This window comes from Pseudomonas sp. TMW22089 (assembly GCF_022496645.1).
Lineage (GTDB): Bacteria > Pseudomonadota > Gammaproteobacteria > Pseudomonadales > Pseudomonadaceae > Aquipseudomonas > Aquipseudomonas paraversuta.
Map to the genome: position 1 here is coordinate 1 of NZ_SCFG01000041.1, position 17,420 is coordinate 17,420.

A 17,420-nucleotide genomic window follows, 5' to 3' on the forward strand; every position below is an offset into this window, starting at 1 on the left:
GAGCGGAAGTGGTGATGCTCCAGTTACCGTTGCTGTCGGCCTGGGTACGACCGACTTCTCGACCATTGGCATACAGCTGAACAATTGCACCCGGCCGCGCATTACCCGAGACCGTGGGGGTGTTGTCGTCGGTGATGGCGCCCTCGCCCACCAGACCTGACTCACCCAGATTGTCGTAGACGTTCTCGATGGTCGGTTTGACCATGGTCGCTGTCTCAATATTAAGTGTGAAAATTTCGCTGTATTGCCCCTGCGACTTGACGCTAAGGATATTCAGCCCTTCTGGCAACGTCGGGGTGATGCTCCAGTGGCCTTCGGCATTGGCCTGGACAACGCCAACGGACCGACCGCTGGAAAAAATCTCGACATAGGCGTTAGGGGCTGCAGTGCCCGACAGGGTGGGCGATTTGTCGCTGATGGTCGCGCCATGCTCCACCTGACCCGACTCACCTTGATTGTCGACAACACTGGTAATGACTGGACGACCTGTGGAGGCACCGCTTGCCTCAACAGTGATAATTAGCGGCTCGCTCATTTTGCCGTGAGCCATAACGGTGAGAGCATGTAAGCCGGTGCCAAGTTCGCGATCAGGGGTGAAACTCCAGTTCCCACTCCCGTCCGCCTTTGCACTACCGATCAGTTTCCCACCGTCATATATATATACAGGGCTGTTGGCAGGCGCCCTGCCGCTCAACTGGGGAGTTGGGTCGACTGTGATTCCACGATCAAAAATATCGCCAGTGTAGTCAATGCACTGATCAACTATTTGCGTAATAAAAGCAGGCGTATTCGGAGTTGCCATCTATCTAGACCCTTATCATCTTAAAAAACATTGCGTATTAATTATTACGGCCAATATCAGTTAATAAGGCAGCGTTAAAATTAACGCCGAAAAGTCTAAAGCACTGCCCAACATTAAAAACACTCAAGCAGCGTTGATTTATGTAACCCCAAGTTGCTAGCGGGTCGAAAACCACAGACAACAACTTATAACAATCAGAGCACTCTTAAAAACTCGTCAATCACCCACAGCTCTACTATAGCGCCTGCATACATTACCGAACCTCTCAAAACCCCTGTATTATCAATACGATCCGTGGACGACTAATTAGATATAAAACAGATAATCAATGCAGACAGTAAACCCTGCCGAATTTGGCACCCATATTTTAAACGCAATAACCAACAGACTGTTCGAAGGCACAAATACAGATTTAACAAACCATCAAGTTCATTGCAGAGAAAAGCAGAATACTGCCATGCGCATAATAAAGCCGGACACCTGCCGAACAACCGTTAGGGCCCTGTCAACGTATTAAAGCCCGGACATATAACGAACGATACAACCCTGTTGCCTAGAGAGTTTACAAAGATTAATACTTTGGACCATCAAGGCGCGCTTGTATGAGGTTAGTTTGCCGGCATGGGTTCAATACCCGCGATACGGACACACTCAATAAAGATTTCTGATAATGCCCGCGCGAAGGCTTGATCAGAGTCAGGGCCAACGGCTTTTTTTGCTGGCTGAATTGCTCCGCAACAATCTGCCTTTCCCTGTGCGCCATCCTCCCGGACCAAATACAGGACACACCGGACAGTGCTGGATTTCAGTGGTTTTCGCCGCAACGAAAAAAGGACCCGAAGGTCCTTGTTTCAATCACTTGCAGATCGGTAAAAATCTGTAGTGCAATGTTTGGAGCGGGAAACGAGACTCGCATCTGGTGTCCGACCTATTGAAATCTAAGGGGTTTCATTTCTTTCCCAAGCAGGAAAGTACTTAATTCTGGACTTGTTTTCGGAGCATCTCAAGGCCAAAAAATTGATCGAACAGCAGCATTCATGATGCCTGAACCCGTAGGCGCTACTGGATGCTCATCCCCCCCCATGCAGCTATCAACGGATAGATGAGCTCAGGATTAATGTTTAACCTTCAAAAGAACAGCAACACCGAGGACAGCGGAAAGAATAGAGCCCATAAGCACTCCAACTTTCACCTCATCGACCAAATGCGGGTTATCCGGGAAGGCGAGCGCCCCGATGAACAGGCTCATTGTGAAACCAATGCCGCACAGCAGCGCTACACCGTACAGCTGAGACCAATTACATTGCTCAGGCAGCTTGGCCAGCCCTGCGCGAATCGCCAGCGCACCCAAACCAAACACACCAATTTGCTTGCCTAGCAATAGCCCAAGCGTTACCCCCAGAGGTACCGGGTCGATCAGGTTATTGGGAGAGATACCGGCAAGAGACACTCCAGCATTGGCAAAACCGAAAATGGGCACAACAGCGAAAGCGACCCACGGATGCAGCTTTCCTTCCAGGTGGATGAGCGGTGATTTGCGCTCGCTGCTCGCCGCCCGCATCGGAATGCACAGTGCGAGAATGACACCGGCCAAGGTCGCGTGGATACCAGACTGAAGCATAAAGAACCACAGCAGACCGCCCGCTATCAGGTAAGGCCAGAGCCGGGTCACACCGAATCGGTTGAGCATCACCAGGAACACAATAACGCCCAGTGAGGCCAGCAACATACTGACCGACAAGCCGCTGGTGTAAAACAGAGCGATGATGAGTACGGCACCTAGGTCATCAAGAATCGCAAGCGCAGACAGAAAGATTTTCAACGAGATGGGCACACGTTTACCTAGCAGCGACAGTACGCCCAAGGCAAACGCAATATCGGTCGCAGCCGGAATAGCCCACCCTCCCAAGGTTTCGGCGTTACCCCAGTTGACCGCAATATAAATCAAAGCAGGTACAAGCATACCGCCTAACGCGGCGAATCCTGGAAGAGCGCGCTGGCCCCAGCTCGATAACTGGCCGACCAACATTTCGCGCTTGATCTCCAACCCCACCAGCATGAAAAAGACCGCCATCAGGCCATCATTGATCCAGTGCTCAATCGAGAGGCCAACGACTTTTACATGCAGTGACGAGAAGTAAATGTCTGCCAACGGAGAGTTAGCAACCAGGAGTGCTATCAAAGCAGCGGCCATGAGTATAAGGCCACCCGCTGATTCCGCGGCCAGGAAACGGGAGAAAAAAGCACGCGTGGCGGGAGATTCACGATGGCCGTGGGTTTTATCCGGACGTGAGGATTTCAAGCTCATAGGCGCAGTCACTCCGCGCGGCGGCCCGACCTGCGCTGAATTAAACCTGCCCTCCCGCGTTTTGCGGTGACACCCGCGGCATATTCTACATGATAGGTTCCTGCAAGACCGCCTATCGGTTGTACGAGTGCGCTACGGCCGGTTAATATCCCGTGGTCTGTATACGATACGCCGAAGGACTTACCTTGCCACGCTCGAACTGGCTGCCTACGCCGCCATAGCGCTCCGCCCCCTCGCACGCCCCTGACCGCCTCCTAGCTGCGGTCGTACTTTGCTGCGCCTGCTTTTTTGGCCGCGGCCATTCCACAACTCAATTGAAGACACAAGCACACACGGCTCAGTGCTAACCGCTGCGCGGGATGTGGTGCCTGCCATGGGTAAATAAATGTTTGAAAAGATCAAAGTTGCTTGGCTGTCAAATATCCGAGCCGATGTCCTCGCGGGCCTCGTTGTTGCACTGGCGCTTATTCCAGAGGCTATTGCCTTTTCTATTATTGCCGGCGTCGACCCCAAGGTTGGCCTTTATGCCTCTTTCTGTATCTGCACTGTGATCTCGTTTGTTGGGGGGCGTGCGGCGATGATCTCGGCGGCCACCGGCGCCATGGCATTGCTCATGGTCAACCTGGTCAAGGATCATGGCCTTCAGTACCTCCTCGCCGCCTCGCTGACGTGCGGCGTACTTCAAATAATCGCGGGCTATCTGCGGCTGGGCGAGCTGATGCGCTTCGTATCGCGATCAGTCGTCACAGGATTCGTTAACGCCTTGGCGATCCTGATTTTCATGGCGCAGCTGCCAGAACTCACCGGGGTAACCTGGCCCGTTTACGCAATGACTGCTGGCGGACTGGCGATTATTTACCTGTTCCCAAGGCTGCCGGGCGTAGGAAAACTGCTCCCCTCGCCGCTCGTATGCATCATCGTGCTGACTGCGATTTCGATCTACATGGGCCTGAATATACATACGGTGGGCGACATGGGCTCGCTGCCTGATAGTCTGCCGATATTCTTGTGGCCAAGCGTGCCACTAAACCTTGAAACACTGATGATCGTACTGCCGTACTCTGCCGCGCTGCCAGTGGTCGGTTTGCTGGAGTCGATGATGACGGCAACCATCGTCGACGACCTGACAGACACGAGCAGCGACAAGAATCGTGAATGCAAAGGCCAGGGCATCGCCAACATCACCAGCAGCCTCATTGGCGGCATGGCAGGCTGCGCGATGATCGGGCAGTCGATGATCAACGTTAAATCTGGCGGACGAACCCGCTTGTCTACGCTGAGTGCAGGCGTTTCACTGCTGATCATGATGATCTTCATGGGCGACTGGCTCGCCCGCATACCGATGGCCGCGTTGGTCGCCGTGATGATCATGGTCTCCATCAGCACCTTCAGTTGGGACTCCATCCGCAATCTCAAAGACTATCCGCTCTCAACGAACATCGTGATGCTGGTCACGGTGGTCGTGGTCGTCGCGACCCATAACCTGGCCTACGGCGTTGTCGCAGGCACCTTGCTGGCCGCCATGTTCTTCGCCAACAAGATCGGACATTACCTGGAGGTCACTTCTCAGCATGACCCCGCACATGCCCATCGCACTTACTACGTCACAGGCCAGGTGTTTTTTGGCTCAGCAGACAGGTTCACTCATTCGTTCGATCTTAAGGAACGACTGGAGACCCTGACCATCGATCTTCGAGAGGCCCACTTTTGGGATATTACTTCAGTCGCTGCGCTCGACAAGGTAGTGCTGAAGCTGCGCCGAGAAGGGGTTCACGTAGATGTTATCGGGATGAACCAAGCTACGTCCACGATCGTGGATCGCTTTGGCGTTCACGACAAACCCGATGGCATAAATAAGTTGATGGGGCATTAATCTGGCCCGCCCAAACCTGTTCATTGCACTCAATCGAATAGATTGCAGCCCAAAAAGACGTCATGTGACGGTGGCATATTCGATCGAAGGGCTATTCAACCGGCAGGTTTTGCCGGGTTTGTTCTCAAAGCTTGTTAGGATAAAGGCGCTTACATCTCGTTTTACCATAGGAACAGCGGGGATAATGACAACTGCGCGTTAAAACGCGCCAACAACAAGGAGATTCTCATGGTTGAAAAGCCTACGGATGATCGGCCTAACACCCCTCACGTCCCCAGTGAGGACGGTATTCCTGCTCCTAGTGGAGCTGCCAACCTGATCGACACTGACTACGTCATCGGTCAAGACAATATCAAAGGAGAGTTTTCGTTCTCGCTCGATATCCACGGCAAAGTATTTATCATTTCAGCCGCCACAATTTTACTGTTCGTGATTTTGACATTGGCACTGCAGAATGAAGTAGAACCCCTCTTCAGCGCCATCCGGAACTGGTTGACTAGTCACCTCGCCTGGCTCTTCATGAGCATTGCGAACGTTTTTGTGGTGCTGTGCATTGCGTTGATTTTCTCCCCGTTGGGAAAGGTGCGTTTGGGCGGCAGAGATGCCAAACCAGACCACTCCTACGTCGGATGGTTTTCAATGCTGTTTGCCGCGGGCATGGGCATTGGCTTGATGTTTTATGGCGTCGCCGAACCCATGTCGCATTACGCGGCGTCCATGGGAGGCGTGACAGTCGATGCGAACGGCGTGCGTACGGACTGGGCGCCGTTGGGCGGTGCAGCAGGCGATATGAAAGCATCCGCCGACTTGGCAATGGCCGCTACGATCTTTCACTGGGGACTTCATCCCTGGGCGATCTATGCGATTGTGGCGTTGTCCCTGGCGTTGTTTTCTTACAACAAGGGCTTACCGCTTTCGATACGCTCGATTTTCTATCCACTGTTGGGTGAGCGCGTTTGGGGCTGGCCGGGGCATATCATCGATATCCTGGCGGTATTCGCCACGCTATTCGGGTTGGCAACCTCTCTGGGCATTGGTGCAGAACAGGCTGCCGCGGGGATTGAATATCTCTTCGGGATACAATCGACGAATCTCAGTAAAGTCGTGCTGATCGTTGGCATTACCTTGATCGCGCTGTGGTCAGTCCTTTCCGGTTTGGACAAGGGCGTCAAAATGCTTTCCCAGATCAATATGGGACTCGCATTGCTCTTACTGGTGTTTATCATCGTAGTGGGACCGACCTTGGCCATCTTCACAGGGTTCTTCAAGAACCTGGTGACGTATGTTGAATACCTGCCGGCACTGTCAAATCCATTCGGCCGCACTGACACCCAATTCACCCAAGGCTGGACGGCCTTCTACTGGGCGTGGTGGATCAGTTGGTCGCCGTTTGTAGGCATGTTTATCGCGCGCGTCAGTCGTGGTCGAACTGTCAGAGAGTTTCTGATCTCGGTCTTGCTCGTTCCCTCAGTGGTGTCTGTGCTGTGGATGACAACGTTCGGCGGAACGGCCATTGACCAAACGACCTTACAGGGCCTGGTGGGCGTCAAGGACGCTGTGCTGGAGCTGAAGTTGTTCGCCATGCTGGGAGAGCTCCCGCTTAAAGAGATCACCTCCTTCCTGGGCATCGTTCTGGTCATTGTGTTTTTTATTACCTCCTCGGACTCAGGCTCCTTGGTAATCGACACGATCACCGCCGGCGGCAAGGTGGATGCGCCTGTGCCTCAACGAGTGTTCTGGGCAGTCATCGAGGGCGTGATTGCGATTGCCCTTCTGTTGGGTGGGGGGCTGGTGGCACTGCAGGCAATGGCAGTATCCACAGGTTTACCTTTCGCAATCGTTCTGATGCTCGGGTGTGTATCGCTGGTGAAAGGACTGATGTCGGAGCCTCGTTAGCGAATCGGGCTTTCGCTGTCAGCGCACAGCAAACAACCCCTGACGCCATCGCCTGGAGCGATGGCGTCAGCCTGAGCGGCCGACATTTACGACGAAAAAACCCTCTCCGTAAGAATTTGGTACATGCCTGCATGACCGTTCACGTTCCGGTTTCCAGCAGAGTTCCATATTAGAAACTCAAACGTAGAAAAGCACTGTCGCACTGGATATCAGCAAATGCATCACCGGATGCGCGCAGGCGACTTAGCAGAGCAGTTAAAAGCGAGAGGCCTGATTAAGTTTATTAACGTCAGGTCGATAGTCTAGATACCTAGATCATTCCTTCGCAGTCAGGAAGCTCGCATGCACCTTAGAAATCTCAACGTAGCTCCACGCGCTTCCTTGTTTTTTGCGTCAATCATTCTGTTGGTCTTTGTGCTCGGCGCAGTTGCTGCTGTGCAGATGGGCAAGCTGCGGGACGCCGAAAAAGATGTCGAAACCAATTGGCTTCCAAGTGTCCGACAAACGGCACTGATGAACGTTGGAGTAATGCGGCTCAGATTTGAAACTCAACGTGCACTTGCTGACCCTCAAGCACTTCAATCGACGGTTGCGTCCTTCGCAGGTTACCGGAAGACTTTCGCGGATGCGGTTCTGAATTATGAACCGCTAATCGCTAACAACGACGAACGCACGCGTTATCTAGTAGTGAAAGCATCCGCCGATGCGTATGCCAAACAGCTGGATATCCTAGAACCTTTGATGGCGCGCGGTGACATACCTGCCGCTGTCAACCTGGTGAGTACAGGTATCCGGCCGTTGACTAATAGGATGGAGGGTGAAATCAAAGCCCTGACTGACTTCAACAACGACGGCGCCACAGCGGCTGGGCAATACGCAACCAATACTTACTCCGACGGTATCTGGGTAATCATTGGCCTTATTTCAGTTGTCGTAGTCCTAACTGTGGCGTTGGCAACACTTCTGACCAAGAGCATTACGACCCCAATCGGTGCAGCGTTATCTGTGGCAGAACGCATCGCCGGCAGTGATCTCTCCAAAGAAGTGCACGTCAGCGGGAAGGATGAAGCCGGACGCCTGTTAAAAGCGCTGGCCCAAATGCAAGAGAACCTTCGCAGAACCATCATGCAAATCGGCGACTCATCTACACAGCTGGCCTCAGCCGCAGAAGAAATGACAGCGGTCACTGAGGAATCCAGTCGAGGTCTCATCTCCCAAAATGATGAGGTCAACCAAGCTGCCACTGCGGTAACTGAGATGAGTGCGGCGGTTGATGAGGTGGCCCGTAATGCGGAGTCGGCCTCGGAAGAGTCGCGTCGCACCCTGTAGTGGTCTAATGAAACCGGACACCCACTTAGGCGAGAATGCTCGCCACAGAGAGGTGTCTGATGACCAAGCAACGTCGTACCTTTACCCCTGAGTTCAAGCGCGAGGCGGCGTGCCTGGTGCTCGACCAAGGCTACAGCCATACCGAAGCAGCCCGTTCGCTTGGGCTTGTTGAGTCGGCCTTGCGTCGTTGGGTGAGCCAGCTCCAGCAAGAACGTGGCGGTGTTACTCCGACCAGCAAAGCCCTGACGCCTGAGCAGCAAAAAATCCAGGAACTCGAAGCTCGTATCAATCGGCTCGAACGGGAAAAATCGATCTTAAAAAAGGCCACCGCGCTCTTGATGGCCGAGGAACACGAGCGTTCGCGTTAATCGATCAACTTCGGGCTCAAGAGCCGATTGATCTGTTGTGCTCGGTATTCGAAGTAACCCGATCGTGCTACTACGCCTACTGCCGGAAACGTCGGTATCCGGATGCCGAACGGGTGGTTTTGCGCAGCCGCGTGAACGAGCTGTTTACGCAAAGCCGGAGCGCTGCGGGCAGCCGGAGCATCATGCTGATGATGAAAGAGGACGGTATGCAGATCGGGCGATTCAAGGTGCGTAAGTTGATGCGCGAGATGAACCTGATCAGCAAACAGCCGGGCTCCCATGCCTATAAAAAGGCGACCGTGGAGCGGCCTGATATCCCGAACGTGCTTGATCGAGGGTTCAGCGTGGCGTCCCCCGACAAGGTTTGGTGCGGTGACATCACGTACGTTTGGGCCGAAGGTCGGTGGCACTATCTAGCGGCGGTAATCGATCTTTATGCGCGCCGGGTTGTGGGCTGGGCGTTCTCAGCCAAGCCCAACGCCGACTTGGTGATCAAAGCGCTGGACATGGCCTATGAGCAGCGTGGCCGGCCTCAAAATGTGCTGTTTCACAGCGATCAAGGCAGTCAATACGGCAGCCGGAGTTTCCGCCAGAGACTATGGCGATACCGCTTCCCACAGAGCATGAGTCGGCGCGGCAACTGCCACGATAACGCGCCGATGGAGCGGCTATTTCGCAGCCTAAAAAGTGAATGGATACCGACGGTGGGCTACATAAGCGCTGCGCTAGCGCAACAGGATATCGGCCGGTTCCTGATGGAGCGATGCAACTGGCGGCGACCGCACCAGTTCAACGGAGGGCTAGCGCCTGCGGTCGCTGAGGAAAAACTCAATTCAGTGTCCGGGATCAGTTGACCACTACACCCAGGGCTTTACTGAGACCGGTTTAGAGCGAGTCTCTCAAACGTTGAAGTCGATTCAAAAACTCAGCGGCAATGTTGAAGCCACGAGTGACAAGATTCAGGTTTTGTCACAGCGGGCTCAAAGCATCAACAAAGTCGTCGAAGTGATTCGTGCAATCGCAGAGCAAACTAACCTTCTGGCGTTGAACGCAGCGATTGAAGCTGCCAGGGCTGGTGAGCAAGGCCGCGGCTTTGCAGTCGTTGCTGACGAGGTCAGGGCGTTGGCGCACAGAACGCAGTCTTCCACTCAAGAGATCGAACAGATGATCTCCGCAATGCAGAGCGATTCAGCTGAAGCAGTCGAAGCCATGAGTAAAAGCAAAGAGCTAGCAACCCAATCCCTCGATGTGGCACAGGAGGCCAGCAGTTCACTGGATCAGATCGCCAAGGCCATTACGCAGATTAATGAGCGAAATATGTTGATCGCAACTGCGTCTGAAGAACAGGCCCATGTTGCCCGAGAAGTTGATCGTAATCTCGTCAGCATTCGAGAGCTTGCCGTGCAAAGTTCTGCAGGCGCCAGTCAAACAGCCAGCGCATGCGGGGAAATGTCAAAGCTGGCGGTTGATCTTAATAAGATGGTGAATCGCTTCGTTGTTTGAAAAAAATGACGCAGTACACGCGATGTGTGCCTGGCGCGATGAGGGCTCTCAAACGGATCATGAGACACGCTGAGTGCTTGACCGGAAGTCTTTTGAAAGCTCAATGGCCGAGGTAATGGCAGCCCGCGCTTGCGGGCTATTCCTCCCGCACATTGATCCGGTTACGGCCGATGCCTGAGCCAGGATGTCACAAGCATTCACCATACTGACCGCTAGTGAGTCAATGCCTACAGGAATATCGGTCGGACAGGCGCTAACGTTTCACTATCAAGCGGTGACTCAGTTCCATAACTCGCCAACAGGCGTTGACGCTGAGTAATAAGTCGCTACCTGCGCCTGCAACAGTTCTGCGGTTGCCAGGGCATCGGTTAATGCATGGTGAGCGTGATAAGCCGGAAGACCAAGGCGCGCCCGGCTATCCGCCAGCCTTATGGACGGTTGTGAGCGCTCCATAAGTCGGGCGAACCATCCACGTTTTTGCCGATGTAGTCGGGCTTCCAGTTGCATCGTATCAATGACCGGGAATTCAAACCCCTCCCCTAAATGCCTACGCACTGCCTGATCCAAAAAGGCTCGTTCAATATTCCGATAATGGACGACCATCACCTTGCCTGCCATGGCCTCCAGCAATGGGGCCAGCACCTGCTCAAAGGTGGGAGCATCTGAAATTTCAGCATGGGTTATGTGATGAAACGTCACCGACTTTTCATTCAACTCGGACGCTGGTTTTATCACCCAGTAAAGCGAATTCCCACAATAAATGCGCTGCAGCGTGAACGGCATTACCCCGATGCTCACAATACTGTCAGCCTGTGCATCAAGGCCGGTGGTTTCCACGTCCATGGCCAGCAGTTGCAAGCTGTCAATGGAGGTCTGTGCCGAGACCGCGCCGGCTTGATAGAACTGTCGCAAGCGGCTGTTAACGGCATTGTCTGCCAGGGTCTCGAACCTGGAAGACCACTCCAGCACTTTATGATTGGGCTGCGCTTTCACGTGTTTCATGACGACAGGCGACCCTTTGACGGATAACGGAAGCGCAAGAAATTCTGGCCATTACTCAAGACCTGAAACGCCTCTTTGAGATTATGTCGTTCACTGTTGGAAAAGCGTTCCGGCTCGACATAATTATTGAGCGCCGCTCCCTGCTCCAGTGCGTCAACCTGATGTCGAATTCGCACCATCGACAGGAACTCCAGCGCGTATCGGAGTTGCTTTAATGCTTCAGGCGGAATGACGTTGCTGTTCGCGATGGCGTCCATACGATCAAATGAATTCTGCGCGGTACTGCCACACGCGAGCGCGTGGATGCGGATCAGGTCTGTCAGCGGTGCGGTACCTCGCCCCTTCAGGTTGATGATCCGTTTGTGCTGTCCGTCTGTCTCAACCACAAAGGTCCGGAAAAAGCCCAATGGCGGCGTCCGGTTAAGGGCAATTCGAGCCATGGCACTTAGAAAAACAGGATGTGCGCTGGATTTTCGAGCACACAGAACTTTCAGTTCCTGAACAAGCTCGAGCTCGCCAAACACACCATCCAGATCGAAAAAAATACAACTATTGAGCAACGTCTTGGGGTTTGGCTTTTCGATCCACTGATCAAAATAACTTCGCCATACCTTCAACGGCTGACGCCACTGATCGTTCGTCGCCATGATTCCGCCTTTGCAATAGCTGTAACCGCATGCGGCCAGGCCATCACTCACAAACGTCGCCAACGCTCGGAAGTAAGCATCGTGCTGGATTGGATCGAAGCGGTCGTCGAGCACCAGAGCATTATCCTGGTCCGTCACCAACAACTGCTCATCACGCGCCATGGAACCCAACACCATAAAGCAGTAAGGCACCGGAGGCGGCCCCAGTTTTTTCTCTGCGAGCTCCAGCAAACGCTGGGTAAAGGCCCGGCCAATACCGGAAATCGCGCTACCAATCATGTGCGCCGTCGCGCCGTCACGCACCATGCGAATGTAGGTTCCGCGCAGGTCACGCAAAAGCGATTTAAGGCCGTCGACCGAAGTCTGGTTAGAAATTCTGTTTACCAGATACAAACTGCTGTGTGACTCGTAGCGGATGATATCCGACAGGTTGATCAGCCCAATCGGATGGCCATGATGGACCACCGGCAGATGGTGAATATTACGGCGCAACATCACCAGCATCGCTTCAAACACTGAGTCGTCTGCGCCTATCGTTACCGGCTCGGCCGTCATGATGTCTCGGGCAGCCGTTTCGTCAGCGTTTCGGCCGGCCGCGACAACACGTGTGCGAAGGTCCCGATCCGTCACGATCCCTTGGATTTCAGCCGCCTGCAAGCCCGCTGATGACATCACTAGAACGCAAGAAACGCTTTGTTCTGTCATGATTTTTGCCGCGTCGCCGACGCAGGTATCCGACGTGACCCACACCAAGGGCCGAGAGATAAGGCCTCGGCATTTGAGCTGAATAAGCTCACTGGCACGCCCCTGCGCCTCAACGGCAGTCTTGAGCCTGGAGTGCCCCTCAGCTTCAACGAAGTCGGCGAAAGCATCATGCTGCGCGCAAAGGTCAGCGAACACGTCGGCGGGTATGTAATAGATCAGGCTATCTTCCAAGGCCCGGGCGGGAAAACGCACCTTGTTACTGCGCAACAAACCGGCCTGACCGAAGAGGTCGCCTTCGACAAGTCGGTTGTAGAGCTCGCCATTGCGCCGGTAAATCTCCACCGCACCGCTACGCACATAGTGCAAGTCATGAATGATCGCGCCCGCTTCAAGGATGTCGCTGCCGGCCTTGAAATAACTCACTTCTACCCGCCGAGCGATGGCGTCTACCGATTCCTTTGGCAGCGTATCAAATGGAGCAAAACGATAGAGGTGGTCGCTGATCTCCTGTAACTCGATTTGCATGAAACCTCGAAATGCTGAAAAGAATTAAAGTTACGAGCGCCCTACATCGCAAAGGGCAGTGGCCTTTCTGTGTCGCCCACCACATCACATCCCGATACGAGGATCAAGCGCCACGTCTGATCTACGCTATGAGTGGCAACAACTGCTGCGTAACGGCGGGCCGTCATATTTATAATCCCGGCAGGCGCGGCATTCACTGAATGCACAGCGCTGACGGCGGTTATTTCTGAACGGTCAGAAGCATTTGCGATCTGCATTGCCGAGGGTGCTTTCCTCATCCTGTTTTATTGGAGCGGGTCAATGCTGGACATTATTGCAATCTTCCTTTGCATCACGGCAGTACTTGCCTATCTCAATCGGCGCTACGTCGGCCTGCCATCCGCCATCGGTGTGATGGGCATTGCCTTGGGCCTGTCACTATTGAATATGGCATTCGATGCGCTGGGCTTTCATGCCTTGCATACCCTTGAGCAGTCGCTGGTGGAGTCCATCGACTTTTCCGAACTGCTGATGCAAGGCATGTTGTCATTGCTGCTCTTTGCTGGGGCGTTGCATGTGGACCTATCGGAGCTGCGGGCCTACAAATGGCAGGTTGCATCCTTGGCGGTAGTAGGGACAACGCTCTCAACATTGTTCATCGGCTTCGGGCTCTGGGCGTTGTTGTCCCTCACAGAACTGCAGCTACCGTTGTCTTATTGCCTGGTGTTTGGCGCGCTGATCTCCCCCACCGACCCCATCGCCGTGATGGGTATTCTGAAATCTGCCGGCGCGCCCCATAGCGTGGAACTGGTCATTTCCGGTGAGTCACTGTTCAACGACGGCGTGAGTGTCGTGCTGTTTTCGCTGATCGTCGCAATGATCGCCAGCGGGCAGACACCGTCGGTTATCGGTGCATCGCATCTGTTACTCAAGGAAGCCGGAGGCGGTGCTCTGTTAGGCGCCTGCGTGGGCTATATCACTTACAGAATGCTCAAGAGTATCGATAGCTATCAGGAGGAAGTGCTCATCACCTTGGCCGCTGTTCTCGGCGCCTATGCACTCGCCACTCAGTTCCATGTTTCCGGCCCATTGGCGATGGTGGTGATGGGACTGATTGTGGGTAACCAAGGGCGCTCCCATGCCATGTCCGAGCAGACTGAAAAAAACCTGGACATGTTCTGGGAACTGATCGATGAAATACTCAACGCAGTGCTGTTTGTATTGATCGGGTTGGAAGTCGTTTTGATCCAGTTCTCTAACCCATTGCTCACCACTGGCCTGCTGGTCATATTGCTGACGTTGTTATCACGATTGTTGACTGTAGGGGTTCCCATTGCGGTATTGGGTAAACGCTTCCGCCTACCGGAAGGTGCCTGGAGTGTGATGACCTGGGGCGGCCTGCGGGGCGGGATATCGGTGGCATTGGCGTTGTCGCTGCCCCCAGGCGCGGCTCGCGATATCGTGGTTTCCCTGACGTATCTAGTGGTCGTTTTTTCTATCCTGATCCAAGGCATGTCGATCGGTAAATTGGTCAAGAGAGTCATTCCGTGTGCTGCAAACAAAGACGCTGGATGAACCCTTGACCAGACGACAGACTCCATTAAGGATAATTAACTCACCGCCTTCGTTTCCCTGAATCCGTGCGATGGGTCCCATCGCGTTATTTGCAGGAGGTATAAAAATGCTCGCACGCTGGCGCTGGGTTTTGCACCAATTGACCAAACGGCTGTGGTTCAGGGCGAGTCTGTTTTCCTTGCTGGGTATTGCCACCGCGTTACTCGCCGTTGTCTTCAAGGACTACATTCCCGAATCGTTGCCCGCCCGCATCGGTGCCGACGCCGTCGATAAGATTTTAGGCATCATTGCCTCAAGCATGCTCGCGGTGACGACCTTTTCGTTAAGCACCATGGTCACCGCCTACGGTGCAGCGAGCAGCGGCGTGACACCCCGCGCCACTACACTGGTGATGGAAGACACCACGACACAAAATGCCCTGGCCACCTTTATTGGCTCATTCCTGTTCAGCCTGGTGGGGATCATTGCGCTGAGTACCGGCGCCTACGGTACACAAGGGAGGGTTTTGCTATTCGCGGTAACCATTGTCGTGGTCATTCTGATTGTCTACACGCTGCTGCGCTGGATCGATCATTTGTCCAAGCTTGGGCGGGTGGGAGAAACTATTGACCGTGTCGAGCAGGCAGCCATTGATGCCATTAACAATCGAGTCCAATGGCCGCATTTGGGGGCAGCCGCCTACCCTTGCGAGTCAGTGATCCCCAGTTCTGCGCTGATCATCACAAGCCTCCACACGGGGTACGTCCAGCACATTGACGTTCAGGCGTTAGGCGTGATCGCCAACACAGACGAGATACAGATATTTATGGACGTCTTGCCGGGAAGCTTTGTGCATATCGGCATGCCGCTCGCAAGAACCGTTAGCTTAAGCAAGGCACGCGGGGAGGAACTGGCGTCGAGCAACGAAAAAATCATTGCTACCCTGGCTATCGGCGTGCGTCGAACGTTCGAACACGATCCCCGGTTCTGCTTGTCAGTGTTGTCGGAGATCGCCTCCCGCGCCTTGTCGCCGGCCGTCAATGACCCCGGCACCGCCATTGACGTCATTGGGCGCGGCGTCAGAAGCCTGACATGTTGGGGTACACCTAAAGAACCCGCTGCGAAAATCGACGCTGACTGCCAGCACGTTTACCTGCGCGGTTTAACCGTGGATGACCTGTTCGATGACTTCTTCGCACCGATTGCCAGAGATGGCGCGGGTCTAGTGGAAGTCGACCTGCGCATGATGAAGGCCCTTGTAAGCCTGGCACAGATAAACCCGGCGATGTTCAGGGGTGCCTGTACCCGGCACGCAGAACTGCTGCTCAAGCACGCGAACACTGCACTTGTACTCGAAGAGGACCGGCACAAGCTCAGAGCAGCGGCGCGACCGCTGCTGCACTGACCCAATCTACGTGTTGGCTTTTTGCGCGGCGGCGCCACTGCCGTCCGATTGCAGAAAGCCACGCGCCAACTGCTGATAGAGCTCGGGGCCCATCCTGGCACTGACTGCTTTGGCAATCAGTGCAACAGCCATCAGACTAATAACCATGCCATGGCTGTCGATCATCTCCATCACGATGATTGCAGAGGTGATTGGCGATTGCGTGACTGCTGCCAGAAACCCCACCATGCACAGTGCAATGATGGGCTGTGCCGCCAAGGCGAAGTATTCAGCGACATTGGCACCGACAGCGGCGCCTACCGCCAAAGAGGGGGCAAAAATACCGCCCGGTATGCCGGAAAAATAAGTCACAACGGTCGCAAGAAAACGCGTAATCGGCGCGTGCCACGGCAAACCAACATCGGACACGATGATCTGGGAGGTGATCCCGTAACCGCTGCCAAAGGACATCCCACCGCTGAGCCAACCGAGAATCGCCACGATCATGCCGCAGCCACCTGCGAACCAGACTGGATGCAGGCGGCGCCATTCCCAGACGACAAAACTGCGATACCGCTGTGGCCATAGGAGCACCCGACTGAACAATCCCCCCATAACACCACAGCCAATACCAATCGCCAGTATCGGAAGAACGATATCGAAATTGGCCTCTTGTACGTCGAAGTGCCCGAAATAGTTGTAGTTGCCCTGCAAGGCTATCGCGACCATACCCGACAAAATGATCGTGCTGAGCAACACCCCGCTGGTGCGGGTTTCCAACTTGCGCCCCAGCTCCTCCACCGCAAAGGCCACACCGGCCAAGGGCGTGTTAAAGGCAGCAGCAATACCCGCCGCACCACCGGCCAGGATGAGGTCTTCTGGGCGAATGATGCGTGCGTTGGGCAGGTAACGGTGAAAGAAATGCATGATCGAGGCGGCGACTTGCACCGAAGGGCCTTCACGCCCCGCTGAAAAACCACCGGTCAGGGCCAGAGTACCGAGCCCTATCTTGGCGAAGGCCAGACGCAACGATACCAACTTATTCACGGGCTTGCCTTGGTGGGCCAACCGCGTAGCCGCGATCACCTGGGGAATACCGCTACCTTGAGCCCCTGTAAAAAAACGCGAGGTCATCCACACCACAAACATGCCGATCAGCGGCGTGTAGATAAACGGCAGCCACGGCCGGGCGACGGCCTGTTGAGCGAACTGCATCAGCGCCAGGTCAGCCAACCGGGCGAACATCACTACCAGCAAACCTGCGAGGGTAGCAGCGACCCAGAGTGTCACCCGAGTACGCCATCGGATCGAGGCAAAGCGACGACGTATCAGCAATATCGGTTTGATCACCCGAGCGGATTCCCGTTGTTGAGGTTCAATAAAATGCAAAAACAAGATTAACGGGTTAAACGGTCACGTTGAATCGCCCCTAGTTTCGTAGACACCTCCAAGCCTTAAAATGAGGCCCATTAGGAGGTGCCATGAGCAACCAGCGATATCCCGAAGAATTCAAAATCCAGGCGGTCAAACAAGTGACCGAAAAGA

10 protein-coding genes and 3 pseudogenes are annotated in these 17,420 nt (G+C 54.3%); 7 read left to right on the plus strand and 6 right to left on the minus strand.

Going from position 1 to position 17,420, the window contains the following annotated elements:
- Both EQV90_RS21315 and nhaA read right to left on the minus strand, forming a co-directional pair.
- A partial coding sequence (locus EQV90_RS21315; protein ID WP_240878650.1) for an Ig-like domain-containing protein occupies positions 1–535 on the minus strand: 535 nt, incomplete at its 3' end.
- A 1,381-nt stretch (positions 536–1,916) separates the two neighbouring features.
- Complete coding sequence (gene nhaA, locus EQV90_RS21320) at positions 1,917–3,110, minus strand: Na+/H+ antiporter NhaA (RefSeq protein ID WP_106118386.1); 1,194 nt, start codon at positions 3,108–3,110, stop codon at positions 1,917–1,919.
- A 385-nt stretch (positions 3,111–3,495) separates the two neighbouring features.
- Between nhaA and EQV90_RS21325 the strand changes: the two genes are divergently transcribed.
- The 5 genes and pseudogenes from EQV90_RS21325 to EQV90_RS21345 all read left to right on the plus strand — a co-directional run.
- Positions 3,496–4,983, plus strand: a complete 1,488-nt coding sequence (locus EQV90_RS21325) for a SulP family inorganic anion transporter (protein ID WP_240878651.1) — start codon at positions 3,496–3,498, stop codon at positions 4,981–4,983.
- Between the two features lie 228 nt (positions 4,984–5,211).
- A complete protein-coding gene (locus EQV90_RS21330; RefSeq protein WP_106118388.1) occupies positions 5,212–6,879 on the plus strand; it encodes a BCCT family transporter in 1,668 nt (555 codons plus the stop codon).
- Between the two features lie 342 nt (positions 6,880–7,221).
- Positions 7,222–8,202: pseudogene (locus EQV90_RS21335) on the plus strand (methyl-accepting chemotaxis protein); the annotation flags it as partial.
- A gap of 65 nt (positions 8,203–8,267) precedes the next feature.
- Positions 8,268–9,430, plus strand: a protein-coding gene (locus tag EQV90_RS21340) for an IS3 family transposase (RefSeq protein ID WP_240878652.1) whose coding sequence is annotated in 2 segments (ribosomal slippage) — positions 8,268–8,520 and positions 8,520–9,430 — 1,164 coding nt in all. Because the reading frame shifts where the segments join, the coding sequence is not laid out codon by codon here.
- Between the two features lie 7 nt (positions 9,431–9,437).
- Positions 9,438–10,079, plus strand: a pseudogene (locus tag EQV90_RS21345) (methyl-accepting chemotaxis protein); the annotation flags it as partial.
- 57 nt (positions 10,080–10,136) lie between these two features.
- Here the strand turns inward: EQV90_RS21345 and EQV90_RS21350 are convergent.
- From EQV90_RS21350 to EQV90_RS21360, 3 genes and pseudogenes are all read right to left on the minus strand, one after another.
- A pseudogene (locus EQV90_RS21350) lies at positions 10,137–10,310 on the minus strand (helix-hairpin-helix domain-containing protein); the annotation flags it as partial.
- A 48-nt stretch (positions 10,311–10,358) separates the two neighbouring features.
- Entirely contained in the window at positions 10,359–11,081 is a 723-nt protein-coding gene (locus EQV90_RS21355; RefSeq protein ID WP_106118390.1) for a 3'-5' exonuclease, read from the minus strand.
- On the minus strand, positions 11,078–12,958 hold the full coding sequence (locus EQV90_RS21360) for a DUF294 nucleotidyltransferase-like domain-containing protein (RefSeq protein WP_106118391.1): 1,881 nt from the start codon (positions 12,956–12,958) through the stop codon (positions 11,078–11,080). Before EQV90_RS21360 ends, EQV90_RS21355 begins: the two co-directional genes overlap by 4 nt.
- Before the next feature lie 300 nt (positions 12,959–13,258).
- Between EQV90_RS21360 and EQV90_RS21365 the strand changes: the two genes are divergently transcribed.
- Both EQV90_RS21365 and EQV90_RS21370 read left to right on the plus strand, forming a co-directional pair.
- On the plus strand, positions 13,259–14,512 hold the full coding sequence (locus EQV90_RS21365; RefSeq protein ID WP_200659815.1) for a sodium:proton antiporter: 1,254 nt from the start codon (positions 13,259–13,261) through the stop codon (positions 14,510–14,512).
- A gap of 106 nt (positions 14,513–14,618) precedes the next feature.
- A complete protein-coding gene (locus EQV90_RS21370) occupies positions 14,619–15,896 on the plus strand; it encodes a DUF2254 domain-containing protein (protein ID WP_240878653.1) in 1,278 nt (425 codons plus the stop codon).
- A 6-nt stretch (positions 15,897–15,902) separates the two neighbouring features.
- Here EQV90_RS21370 and EQV90_RS21375 read toward each other — a convergent pair whose 3' ends face one another.
- The gene (locus EQV90_RS21375; protein WP_240878654.1) at positions 15,903–17,225 is read right to left on the minus strand and encodes a chloride channel protein; all 1,323 of its coding nucleotides are present in this window, start codon (positions 17,223–17,225) and stop codon (positions 15,903–15,905) included.
- Positions 17,226–17,420 lie beyond the last annotated feature (195 nt).